Origin of the sequence: Spiroplasma endosymbiont of Aspidapion aeneum, assembly GCF_964031045.1 — a bacterium.
In the GTDB taxonomy this organism is placed as follows: domain Bacteria; phylum Bacillota_I; class Bacilli_A; order Mycoplasmatales; family Mycoplasmataceae.
The window spans coordinates 168,036-181,311 of the sequence record NZ_OZ034994.1; the positions used below are offsets into that span (position 1 = coordinate 168,036).

The 13,276-nt window shown below is 26.2% G+C and carries 11 protein-coding genes; 10 read left to right on the top strand and 1 reads right to left on the bottom strand.

Translation table 4 applies throughout. The features are described from left to right. Positions 1-209 precede the first annotated feature (209 nt). From AAHM97_RS00795 to AAHM97_RS00825, 7 genes are all read left to right on the top strand, one after another. Positions 210-3,239: a DNA translocase FtsK gene (locus AAHM97_RS00795; RefSeq protein WP_342269051.1), complete on the top strand. Its 3,030-nt coding sequence runs from the start codon at positions 210-212 to the stop codon at positions 3,237-3,239. Positions 3,240-3,505: 266 nt separating this feature from the next. Beyond that, positions 3,506-4,573, top strand: a complete 1,068-nt coding sequence (gene rlmN / locus AAHM97_RS00800; protein WP_342269052.1) for a 23S rRNA (adenine(2503)-C(2))-methyltransferase RlmN — start codon at positions 3,506-3,508, stop codon at positions 4,571-4,573. Further along, on the top strand, positions 4,563-5,324 hold the full coding sequence (locus tag AAHM97_RS00805) for a PP2C family protein-serine/threonine phosphatase (protein WP_342269053.1): 762 nt from the start codon (positions 4,563-4,565) through the stop codon (positions 5,322-5,324). Before rlmN ends, AAHM97_RS00805 begins: the two co-directional genes overlap by 11 nt. A gap of 23 nt (positions 5,325-5,347) precedes the next feature. Beyond that, positions 5,348-6,472 (top strand): serine/threonine-protein kinase, encoded by a 1,125-nt coding sequence (locus AAHM97_RS00810; RefSeq protein WP_342269054.1) that lies wholly within the window; start codon positions 5,348-5,350, stop codon positions 6,470-6,472. Between the two features lie 65 nt (positions 6,473-6,537). Then, complete coding sequence (gene rsgA / locus AAHM97_RS00815; protein ID WP_342269055.1) at positions 6,538-7,362, top strand: ribosome small subunit-dependent GTPase A; 825 nt, start codon at positions 6,538-6,540, stop codon at positions 7,360-7,362. Then, positions 7,355-8,014, top strand: coding sequence for a ribulose-phosphate 3-epimerase (locus AAHM97_RS00820; protein WP_342269056.1), 660 nt, complete (start codon positions 7,355-7,357; stop codon positions 8,012-8,014). Before rsgA ends, AAHM97_RS00820 begins: the two co-directional genes overlap by 8 nt. Beyond that, positions 8,007-8,612 carry a hypothetical protein gene (locus AAHM97_RS00825; protein ID WP_342269057.1) on the top strand — a complete coding sequence of 202 codons (606 nt, stop codon included), beginning with the start codon at positions 8,007-8,009 and terminating at the stop codon, positions 8,610-8,612. The genes AAHM97_RS00820 and AAHM97_RS00825 overlap by 8 nt, the downstream gene beginning before the upstream one ends. A gap of 723 nt (positions 8,613-9,335) precedes the next feature. On the opposite strand, the gene AAHM97_RS00830 is transcribed toward AAHM97_RS00825, so the two are convergent. Next, complete coding sequence (locus AAHM97_RS00830) at positions 9,336-10,301, bottom strand: GMP reductase (RefSeq protein WP_342269058.1); 966 nt, start codon at positions 10,299-10,301, stop codon at positions 9,336-9,338. Between the two features lie 155 nt (positions 10,302-10,456). Between AAHM97_RS00830 and AAHM97_RS00835 the strand changes: the two genes are divergently transcribed. The 3 genes from AAHM97_RS00835 to AAHM97_RS00845 all read left to right on the top strand — a co-directional run bounded on the left by AAHM97_RS00835 (position 10,457) and on the right by AAHM97_RS00845 (position 13,137). Next, complete coding sequence (locus AAHM97_RS00835) at positions 10,457-11,311, top strand: hypothetical protein (RefSeq protein WP_342269059.1); 855 nt, start codon at positions 10,457-10,459, stop codon at positions 11,309-11,311. A gap of 92 nt (positions 11,312-11,403) precedes the next feature. Further along, complete coding sequence (locus tag AAHM97_RS00840; protein WP_342269060.1) at positions 11,404-12,258, top strand: hypothetical protein; 855 nt, start codon at positions 11,404-11,406, stop codon at positions 12,256-12,258. An 87-nt stretch (positions 12,259-12,345) separates the two neighbouring features. After that, positions 12,346-13,137: a hypothetical protein gene (locus AAHM97_RS00845; RefSeq protein WP_342269061.1), complete on the top strand. Its 792-nt coding sequence runs from the start codon at positions 12,346-12,348 to the stop codon at positions 13,135-13,137. Positions 13,138-13,276 lie beyond the last annotated feature (139 nt).

Below are 13,276 nucleotides of genomic sequence, written 5' to 3' on the forward strand. Positions count from 1 at the left end.
TTATTAGATGTTAACGTATTTTAATTTATAAAAAAATTCATAACTTGAAATAGTCAAAAACTAAATAGATACTTAATGTAACTTTAAATATAATACTTCATTAATTAGAGATAGGAAAATGTAATTATTAAATATAAAATACTACAAACACAATATAAAACTCCTTAAAATGGTGTAAAATAATAGTAATATACTTTGTGGAGATATAAATGGGCAATATTGATATAGATATAAACGATATTAATAAAAGTTTAAAAAATGATACTCGAACAATTGCTCTTGAAATACAAAAAACCAAAAAAAAACCAAATAGTAATTTCTTTATTATATTCGGAATTGTTATGTTTTTTTTAACAATCGTTAGTATTTCTAGAATTACAATCGTCGGTCAAGCTTTAGACGATTTTTTGTTTTCTTTACCATTTGGATGATTAAAATACTTTATATATTTAATTTTGATAATACTTAATATTTCAATATTTTTTGGTGTAAAATTTTATTTTAAAAAAAGATTTATTGCTATGATTTTTTCTGTTTTTGTAGTATTTTGCTGAAATATAACATCTATTCTAATTATTGTAGCATGAGGAACAAAGAACAAGGATTTTGTTATAGGTAGTGCCTATTCAAGTGAGAGTTTTAATTATATTATTAATAGTTATTGTAATTATTGGAAGAACCATTCTCTATGAGATAATTATAGTGGAAAATGATGAATAACAAGGTTTAATACATATTCTAATGCATATGCAGGTGGAGGTATCATTGGAGCGTTTTGTTCTGGAATTGCATGTTATTCTTCTATTTTTGGAAATCTTTTTTTCTCACTTTTCTTTTTATTTATTGTATTGTGCTGGATTTTAACTGGTGATGCATTTTTTCTACTTAAAAAGAAAAAATATCGTCGTGGAAGAGCTTTGAGAATTTTATCTTTAACTAAAGATAAAAAAAATAACAAAAAAAATAACAAAAAAAACAGAATATTAAATTTTGTAAATATTTATGGTAATAACGATGGCGCAAAAGCAGAGGTTTATCAATCTCGGATGGATTATGACTTAACAATAGAAATGCCTAGACATTTATTTAGAGAGAAGGAGAAATATTTTGATGAAGAACATACACCAGAAATGTATGCTAATGGTGAAAATATATCTAATATTCGTCAAAAAGTAGATGTAAACAGCGAAATTTATGAATCACCATTTTTTAAATATGGTGACCGCGGTTATGCTAATATTAATTCGGATATTGATATAAATATTAATAACCCCAATGTAAACTTAAGAAATCGTCAAAACCAGGGTTTTATTAATTTTGATGATAGTAGAGTTTTTGCACAAGAAGATAACTTTATAAAAAAATCAAAAGAGTCAGAAATTCAGAATGAAAATGCAAATTTTCATAATATACCAGAATTAAATCAAATCAATTTTAACAAAAATAATAAAAAACAATTTTATGTGCCAAGAAGACAAACCAATTCAGATTTTTCACATCATTCAAATAATGAATCAGAAACCATAAGTTATGATATTCTCAAAAAAAGGGATGAATTAAGTCGCCAAGCAGAGCTTAAACCATTTGGAAATAAATCACATCCGGATAAAAATACCATAACTCAAGTAACACTTGATAGTTACGAGGAAAGAGAAGGTGATTTATTTATTAATACAAGTTCTTCTGTTGAAGAGTTTGTTAAGACTAATCGCGGTGATTTAGATGATGAATATATAGATATTAGAGATGTTCAAAAAAAATATTTTAAAGAAGATAATTCTAAAAAATTAAGTGTTCAAAAAAAATATGTAATAGCTACTAATTATTCATTACCACAAAATTCTATTTTAAGGAATACAATTGTAGATAATTCTACACTTGAGTCTGCAAAAATTTATGCAAGACGCCAAGCGGAATCTATTAACACTTTGTTTATAAAATCTAAAACTGATGCTAAGATTACAAATATTCTCATTGGTCCTAGTGTTGTAAAGCTTGAGGTTTCTGTTGGAGAAACTGGAAGAGTAAAAGATGTTCTTAAATTGGAGAATGACATTAAATACTCTTTAGCAACAAATAATGTAATTATTCAGGCTCCGGTGGAGGGAAAAGAGGCCGTCGGAATAGAATTTCCATCTAATGTAATTTTGCCAGTTACCTTTAAAGAGGCAATGGAAAAAATTCCATCAAATAAAAGCTTTGTTAAATTAACTTTTCCAATTGGAAAGGGTGTTGATAACAAATGAGTTTTTGCACAATTAGAACAAACACCTCATATTCTAATTGCAGGTTCAACCGGAAGTGGTAAATCTGTTATGGTCAATTCTATGATTTGCGCTTTTCTAATGCATGCAAAACCTCACGAAGTTAAATTTTTAATGATAGACCCTAAAAGAGTAGAGTTGGCATATTATGAAAATATTCCACATCTTTTAACACCTGTTATTAGTGATATGTCATTAGCTGCAAATGCACTTAGTTCAGCTGTTGATGAAATGGAGAGAAGATATTCATTGTTTAATGAAAAAAATGTTAAGCACATTGAGCAGTATAATAGTGTTACTTCTGAAAGGACAAAAAAACTACCATACATTGTTATTGTGGTTGATGAGCTAGCAGACCTTATGATGTCTGGGGCAAAAAAAGAGGTTGAATCTTCAATTCAGAGACTAACACAAATGGCGAGAGCTTGTGGTATGCATTTAATAATTGCAACACAAAGACCATCGGTTGATGTTATTACTGGAATAATTAAGTCCAATATACCTTCAAGGATCTCATTTTCAGTTTCTTCTTCTGTAGATTCAAGAACAATACTTGATCGTACCGGGGGTGAATCGCTAAATGGTAAAGGGGATATGCTTTATGATATTAATGGAATTTATGGATTTAGTAGAGCGCAAGGGTGTTATATAACAGATGATGAGATTAAAAGTATTGTTGATCATACAAAGAATCAGGCAAGCCCTGTTTATGATGAAAGTTTTTTAAGTCCTCCGAAAGGAAATTCTAGTTTAGGTAATAAACATTCATCAACTGATTATTCAAAGGACCCATTATTTAAAGAGGTATTAAATTATGTTATCAATCAAGAAGCAACATCTACTTCAGATATTCAGAGAAGATTCAAAATAGGCTATAATAAAGCGGCGTCTTTTATAGATATATTTTATGATGATGGTCTTGTGGGAGAAATTGGATCAGGAGCAAATCAAAAAAGAAAAGTGTTAGTGAAATAATAGTAAGTATCTCATATGTGAAAAATTTTAAGGAATTTATTTTAGATAATGATAAAAATATTACAAATTAATATAACATTATTAACCATTACCAAATTCCATTTTTTAATAAAATTTATATCTAATAATTATTTATTTCTAACCCCCTTTTAATTCATAAAAATTTTTAAAATATAATTTTAATATGGAATAGATATTTTGAAATAGGTTAACAATGACAACAAATTTGTATATTTTTATGATATAATAAATTTGGAGATTATGTTATGTTAAATATATTTGACTTTACCAATGAAATGCTAAAAGAGTATTTAATTAAAAATGATTTTAAACCTTTTGCAGCAGATCAAATTTTTGATTGAGTGTATAAGAAATGAGAATTAGATTTCAATAATATGTTAAATTTAAGCAAGAAATTAAGAGAACATTTATCTAATAATTTTGAAGTTCAGATCTTAAGTACATTAAAAAGTGAAGTATCTATTGACAAAACAATTAAGAACCTAAATCTACTAACTGATAAAAAAACAATAGAAACAGTTTTAATGCAACAAGAATATGGAAGATCTATATGTGTGACAACCCAGGTTGGTTGTAAAATGAGTTGCACATTTTGTGCATCAGGTTTAATAAAAACTGAGAGAAATCTAACAACAGGAGAAATAGTTTCGCAAGTTTATGCAATGAATTTAGATTTGAGAAAAAAATTTGCCCAAAATCCAATTGATGAAAATAAATCTGTTAGTCACATTGTAATTATGGGTATTGGAGAACCATTTGATAATTTTGAGAACGTAATAAACTTTATTAAAATTGTGAATGATCCGAAAGCTTTGGATATTGGAATTCGCCATATTACAGTTTCAACTTGTGGAATTGTTCCAAAAATATTTGAGTTTGCCAACCTTAATATGCAAGTAAACTTAGCAATATCTCTACACGCGCCAAATAATTACATACGAAATAAACTTATGCCAATTAATAAGGTTTATCCAATTGAAAAACTTATAGAAGCAATTAACTATTATATTGATAAAACAAATCGCAGAGTGACGATTGAATATATATTGATAGAAGGAATTAATGATTCTATAGACAATGCTATTGAGTTATCAAATATCATTAAAGGTATAAATTGTTATGTAAATCTCATCCCATATAATATGGTATTGGAAAATAGTTATAAAAAATCAAGAAATATCTTAGAATTTTATAACACCTTAAAAAGTAAAAAAATCAACGTTGTGATCAGAAAAGAATATGGTTCTGATATCAATGCTGCATGTGGTCAGCTAAGAGCGAAACAAGAAGGAGTATTAGTTGATGAAATTTAGTTTTACAAAGATCACAGATATTGGAAATTATCGAAAACAAAACCAAGACAATTTAGAGTTTTATACAAATAAAAATGATGATGCTTTGGCGATAGTTTGTGATGGTATGGGTGGACATGCAAAGGGCGAAATTGCTTCAAAAATAGCTGTTGAAAATTTTGGAAAAATATTTAAAAAATCATCATTTACTGGATTGACAAAAAATGAAATTAACAGATGATTAAGAGCGACAATAAGCGAAGTCCTCAATGATATGGTTGATTACGCCAATTTACACCCACAAACAAAAGATATGGGTACAACCCTAACTGCTGTTTTGTTTACTGGTGGTTTTGCTTATGTGGTAAATATAGGTGATTCTAGGACATATAAATTAGTTGAAGATCGATTATATCAAGTAACCCAAGATCAAAATCTAATGAATTCAACAACCCCAGATGAAAAGGAAGATATTAAAATGTCTGGTTTGTACGGTTATACAAATGATGTTACTTTTTGAAAAGTATTAACGTCTGCTCTTGGACCAAATAAAACATTAAAAATAGATACATATTTTATTGACCAGCCATATGGTTTGTATATGCTAACCACTGATGGTGTTCACGATTATATAGATGATAAGATAGCATTGGTCACATTAAAAAATGATACAATTAAATTGAAAGAAAAAGCAAAAATGTTGGTAGAAGATGCAAAGGATAACGGTTCCACAGATAACCTTTCTATTCTAATGGTCAATGTTACTAATTAAAATTAAAACATTTGGGGAAAAAAATGGAAGATGTAAAACAAAATGATAAAACTAAAAAACCTATTATTACTAATACACAAGATGAATTGTTACCTGGAACATTAATTTTTGATGGTAAATATAGAATCTTGGGAAAAATCGGTGATGGTGGTATGGCCACAGTTTACAAGGCTGTAAGAAATATTGACAATGAAATCGTTGCAATAAAATTGAATAAAGCGAATTTTAGAACAGAGAGAGAGTATGAAAGTTTTGTTTCTAATTTTAGAAACGAAGTTAACAACATTGCATCTTTAAACAATCTTTCAAAATACGTTATTAAATTGTATGATTGGGATGTTAATAAAAATTCAATGTGACTTATTGTTCTTGAATATGTTGGTGGTGGAACACTAAATGATTTACTAAAGGGTTTAAGTGTATTCTCATTAAAAGAAATGCAATATTATTTTGGCCAAATAATTGATGCATTAATCGTGGCACATAAAAATGGTATTATTCATAGAGATATAAAACCTGAGAATATTTTTCTAACAGAAATTGGAGAAGTTCGTCTAGGGGATTTTGGTATATCATTTACTAGTGAAAATTCAAAGGAAGCAAAAAAGAAAATAGGGACTCCAAAATTTATGCCCCCAGAATTGATATCAAATGCAAGTGCCTCAAAGCAAAGTGATATTTATTCATTAGGTGTTGTTATGTATATTGCAGCAACTGGTACAGCTCCATTTGTAACTTCAAAAACTAGTGAGAAGGGTCGTGAAGATCTTTTTATAAAACATGTATCGCAATCTCCTATTAGACCTTCGAGTGTTAATCCTGATATACCGAATAAATTATCAAATTTAATTCTAAAAATGATAGAAAAATCTCCTAATGATAGACCAGCAAGCATGGAATATGTATATCGCGAGTTAATGTCGCCAGATGTAAACCTGACTGCTAAATTATATCATTACAAAGGAAGAAGAAAATTCTTTTTAGACCAGACAGAACCAAAACAAAAATGAAAAAGTCAGAGAGCAATTGGTTATAGCGAATCTAGGCCATACTATTTAAGATTTAGATTTATAATTTTATGATTTGGCATATTTTTTCTTACATTTTCATTTTTAATTTTAGCATTAGTTTTTGCGGTTATTAAATAATGATCGAAAATTGTTTAGTAATAAAAAAAATCGGAAAGCATATATATGCATGAAAAAATAATACTATGATTAAGTGCATTGAAAAAGGAAAAGATAAGTTTAAAAATATTAGAATAGAATTGGGAGACTACTTAGATGTCAAAAAAATAGATAACTCTGAATATTTTCTCATCGAAGGAATAAGAGATCGAAGAAATTTATTTTACAGACCAAGAATTGCAAATGTAGACCAAGTATTTATTATTGTTGCTTTAAAACAGCCAAATTTAAACACATTAATCCTTAATCGATATATATTATTATGTAAAACTATGGATGTAATATTAATTTTGTGTTTCACAAAGACAGATTTAGATGATAATAAAGAAAAAATATCTATTGCTAAATGTTATGAAAAGCTAGGTTATAAGTGTTTATTTATAAGTAATAAGAATGATAAATTTTTTTCAACTGATTTTAATAATATGTTCAAAAATAAAATAACTTTATTTTCTGGACAATCAGGAAGTGGGAAATCAACATTAATAAATAGAATAGGGAATAATCTAAATATTAGAACACAAGATATATCTAAATATTTAGATAGCGGAAAGCATACAACAACAAATAGTGAGCTCTATTATTTAAATAATGGATACATAGCAGATACTCCTGGTTTTTCAAAATTTCAATATGATAAGATTTTTCCTATTGATATTGCAAGATCATTAAAAATATTTTTAAATTTGTATTGTAAGTTTAATGATTGTTTACATATCAATAACACAATAGAGTGTGGAGTTATAAAGTTTTTTAATGATAACATAGATTTATATTTTTATAAAAAAGATTATGATAGAATCATATCAGAATTAATTTTACAAACTAAAAACAGGGGGGATTATGGATAATATTGCGTGTAGTATATTAAAAGCCAATTTCTTAAATCTTAAGGAAACCTTAAACACTCTAAAAGATTCTATGATTCGTTGAATCCACTATGATGTTATGGATAATCATTTTGTTCCCAATTTAAGTTTTGGTCCATGAATATTGGAAAATATCTCCAACAATTTTGATTTTTTTTTAGATGTTCACCTTATGGTTAAAATAGAGGGGGATATAGAATCTTATTTATGTAAATATTTAATTAAAAATGTAAAACAAATATCTATCCATATTGAATCCTTAAATCATCAACAAATTTTGCAAACTATTTCTCTTTGCAATAAAAATAACATTTTGCTTTCGCTTGCTATAAATCCAAATACTCCAATAAATACATTATTTCCCTATATTAATGACTTAAATAATATTTTGATTATGTCTGTAGAGCCTGGATTTGGAGGGCAAAAATTTAATAAAATTGTTTGTGAAAAAATCAAAAAATTATGCAAAATGAGAAAAGAATGTAATTACAAATATAAATTGCAGGTAGATGGAGGGGTAAACGGAGAAAATATAGCAAATATATTTTCACTCGGAGTTGACTGGGTTGTTGTTGGAAGTTGATTCACTGATAATATTTTACAAATTAAAGATAAGGTGAAATCTATTGGATAAAAAAGCACTAATTGTTTTGAGTAAAACAAACATAGATTTAAAAAAATTTGAATTTGATATGATAATAGGCGTAGAATCTGGATGTATTTCTATTATAGACCAAGGATTAGAATTAAATCACTCAATCAGTGATTTTGATCACGTTGAACCAAATGATTTGGAGCGTATTAAAAAAATGTCTCATAATCATATTCAATTAAATAAAGAAAAAGATGTAATAGATGGTTGAGCATCTGCTGAGCTGGCAATCAAAAACGGAGCTGACTTTATAAAATTTATATTCACAAATAATAATAGAATTGATATGATTTTTTCAATAATTGATTTATTAAGAAATTTTAATTGTGAATTTGAGTCTGAAAATTCTCGAGTATATTTTATTAAAAATAGTGTAACCTTAAATTTTAATGACCATAAGCAATATAGATATGTTTCTATTTTATTATTAAGCGACAGTAATTTAAAAATAAAAGGACTTAGATATGAAACAGATAGGTATTTCAAAAAATTTACATCACAACTAATATCAAATAGCTTCAATAAATGTGATGGACATATAGAGTGTGATAGGGAATTTGTGATAATACTCAACAAATAATAAAAATTAATCTAAAATGTTAAAATAAGACACGGCAATCATTTTTTAATAATACCTATCATTTCTTCTAAATGCATTATCATTTGATATTTTACATAATTTAAACGATTTATAAACTCTTCAAATCTATTATAATATATTGTTTTGTTAAACATTTTTAGAGTTTTAGCAAATAATTATTTTAAAGATTATAATAAATATTAAATGTATAAATTTTTTTATTATTATACCCATCGAATGGTAAATAAACTTTCTCACAAATAAATATTATTTAATTAAATTATCTTGTACAAATTTGTGCCTTCTAAAAAATATTCATAATTATTAGTTATACCACTACATTTGAAATTTTATAATTAGCTTTTACCAAGTTGTCATTAAAAATTATGTGTAATTTTATAGTAAAATCATAAAGAAAGCAAACCAAATCTAGATAAAATCCTATTTGTTGTAGTGAATTTTAGGTACCCTTATTATAAATAGGATTTAGTCCACTTCCCTTATGTTATTTTGTTATATTAAATTAATTAAACTTATCTTTTTATTCTAAAATATATACCAATTATGTCTTATATATATTCTAAGTTTTATGCTTCTTAATTTTGAAATATTTTACATTTATTTTTATCATCAATTTTTCATTCAAAAAAAACTGGATGTGTTTTCATCCAGTATATTTATTACATCCTTTATAAGTAGGAATAAGGTTGATAAATTATTTTATTATTGAAAATTACTATCTTTTAAAACAACATATCTTACCTTTTTAATATCTTCAACTTTATTACCACCTGCATATGAAATAGAAGATTGTAAATCCTGTTGCATTTCATTTATAGTTTCAAAAATTGAACCCCTTATTTGTATAAGTTCTTTTTTACCTTCAACATATCTTTTTTCACCTTTATTGAATTCACTCGCACTACCAAAGTATTCCTTATATTTTGTTTTTCCGTCCTCAATAATACTTCCCGGTGATTCGGTATGGGCTGCGAATAAAGAACCTATCATAACCATTGTTGTTCCAAATCTAATAGCCTTTGCTATATCACCATTAACTCTTATTCCTCCATCAGCTATTATTGGTTTTTTAGCATCCTTAGAACATCATCTTATTGCCCCCAATTGTCATCCGCCATTACCAAATCCTGTTTTAAGTTTTGTTATACAAACTTTCCCAGGACCAATACCAACTTTTGTTGCATCCGCTCCCCAATATTCTAAATCTCTTACACCATCTGGTGTTCCAACATTTCCCGCTATTATAAAAGTCTTATCCTTAAAATTTTTACGAATATGCTCTATCATATCTTTTACGAAAATAGAATGACCATGGGCAATGTCGATAGTGATAAACTCAGGTATTAGGTTTTGTTTTGCTAATTTATCAATCATATCATAATCTGATTTTTGCACACCAACAGATATAGACGCAATAAGTTTAAGCCCTTTCATTTTTTTTACAAATTCAATGCTATTAAAATTAAATCTATGCATTACATAGAAAAAATTCCTTTTTGCGAGCTCAATACATAACTCCTCATTTATAACAGTTGACATATTAGATGGAACAACTGGCATCCTAAATATATAATTACCTAGCTTAACTGAAGTATCACATTCAGATCTAGATTTAACAATACACATTCTAGGAAGTAATTGTACATCATCAAAATCAAAAGCTTTCATTTTTACCCCCTTCATTAAAATAACTACTTTTTATTATATACAAAAAATGTTTATGATATAATAAATTTATTGTTAATGTTAAAGAGTTTAATTTATTATGTATTAATAACTAAAATATTTTAATTATAATACACTCATATTGAGAAAGGTGAAATATGAATAGCAATAAAATTTATAAAGACTGAAAATTTTGATATAAACTGATTTTGGGTATTTTACCATTTGTGATCGAATTAACATTTATGATTGGGCAGTATTATCAATTTACAAGGCATTTCATTGTTCCAGAACAATCAAAGCCATTAACCAAAAATTATGACCAAAGAATGATAAATATTCTTCAAGGTTATAAATCCAATAATGAGCATTTTAAAATAGGATTGTATGTATTTACAAGAAATTTCTTATTTTTAACAACTCTTGGTAATGCCGCTATGGGGATATTTTATTTAAATTCGGCATTTAATCATAAGAATGAGGGAAGGGGAAAAATTGATAATGCAAATGTTGCATATGTTGTAATGTTTATCCCTACGTTTGTTGTTATTTTCTTCAATATATCAAAAGTTTTTCCGAGTGAACATTTATATTGGTACACTGTATTATCATGATTTTTTGAACATTTTTTTATGGCAACAATGAGTACAGTTTATATTATTTTCTTTTATAACAAGGAGAATTTTATAAAAACAAATAAGCAAAAAAAAGCTGTTATTATATCTTGCTATGGACTACTTTATGGATACTTCATTTTTTGAATAATTGTTGGTTCTATAATATATGCATTCCATCCAAATTTTACAATTTTTGGGTTTATGTCACCTTCGGGATTCTTTCCATACCAATTTTTAGATCTTGTGAGCGGTGATAAAGGTGCCGCCGCAGATATTGGAATTAAAGGTACAATTTATTTACAATTGTTTATTACTGTTACTGTTGTTGGAGTGGTAATGTATGGAATGGACCATTTATATAGATATGCAATTAAAAAGGTCACAAAATCATTTTAGAATTTTGTTTTAGTTGCTTTAAAAATTAGTCGGTTAGTTTGATAAATATTATATTGCTTTAAAAATAAAATGTTAGAGTTGTTGAGGAAAAAATGAAAAGCTGTGAATTATTAAGCAATTGAAAATTTTGATACAAATTAATTTTAGGTGTTGCTCCATTATTATCTATATCTTTGTTTATAACAGGACAGTACTTAGATTTTAAAAATGGTCTTATTTTGCCAACTCTTTCTAAGGAAAAGCTTAATGAAAAATTTGATTCTAATTTATTAATATTATTAACAAATTATGTTTCAAATCACGAAAATGGTAAGCTGTTTTTATATGTTTTTTTCAGGAATATTTTATTAATAACAACGATTGTTAATATATTTGTTAGTTTATTTTTGATTAACTCTGCTATCAATCAAAAAAATGAAGGAAATGGTAAATTAGATAATGCAAATATTGCATATGTAATTATGTTTCTTTCCATATTTGTGGTTATTTTTTATAATTTATCAAGAATATTTGATTACAGTTCTAATTCTTTAAAATGATATACCATAATATCTTGAATAATTGAACATTCTGTTGTCAGCATTTTGTTTATGATATATTTTATACTTTTCTATAATAAACAAGACTTTGAGGTTGATAATACAAAAAAATGAATAAATAAAAGTTTATGATTTGGATTTGTAATGTTTTATATGTTCATCTCTGTTATAATTGGAATTATCCTTAATTCCTCAGGTGCTAAATTCCATATTTATGGAACAATGTCCCCTTCTGGTTATTTCCCGTATAGCTTTTTAGATGTTGTTAGTGGACAAAAAAGCTTGTCTATTACTTTAAATTTTAATGGAGCAGTATGAGTTCAGTTATTTATGATATTAATATTTATATCCTTAATTTTAGTTCTTGTGGATTATTTATTTCATTTCATTTTATCAAAAACATTATAAAATATTTAAAAATCAAAATTCTAAAAATTGTTTGTTATGGTAGCGACTATTGTAGTATAATATAATGAATGATTAAAAGGTGAGAATATGTCTAAAAGTATATTTAGAGAATTAGATTGATATAGTAGACAAAATATAAATTTAACATTTCAAAAAATAGCAACCGAGATAAAAAAAATAAAAAAAGGTGATAAACTTCCATCTATATCACAATTATCTGCCAAGGCGTTTGCAGCGCCCGCATCAATTAATAGATTTTGTAATCAACTAGGATACAATGGTTATAAAGAGTTAATAAATAGGGTAAAAATAGAATTAGAATTGGGAGAAAATATATCTGATCTTTCTTTAAAGAAAACCGATGATTATTCATCAGAGTACATATTTAATACTTCTTTTGAAAATATTGTGAAGGATATAAGAAAGATTAACCAACTTTTCTATAATAAATTAGTAAAAACATCAAGACAGTTAGTTAAATATAAAAAAATATACATTATATCTTCTGAGCCGCTTACAATGTATTTCTACACATATCTTGTTCAAATGGGTATTAATGCATTTGTTATAAAAACACAAAAAGCATTTGATTGAATGGTAGAAAATGAGATAGTTGATAGTAATGCTTATTGTATGTTTTTTGCAATTGGAAATGACTCTTTATGAATAGAAAAGTGCATTCAAAAAGTGAACAACTTTTTAATCAACTATATAATATTTTTAAATAAAAAATTTATTGATATTACAGATATTGATAAAATGATTTTTTTAGAGTCAACTAATGAAGGTAAATATTATTTTCAAGAAGAACTTTTACTTCTTCATTATATTTTAAATCAGATACTAAAACTCCTATTATCTAGATTAAGGATAAAATAAAATTTCCATAATATGGAAATTTTTTTATATTTATTTTATAAATGTATTATTAAGTAAATTGGAGTATTATAATGTTGTAATTTAATTAATAGGTATTATTTGATGAAATATCTATTAAACAAATTATTTAAAAAAATAA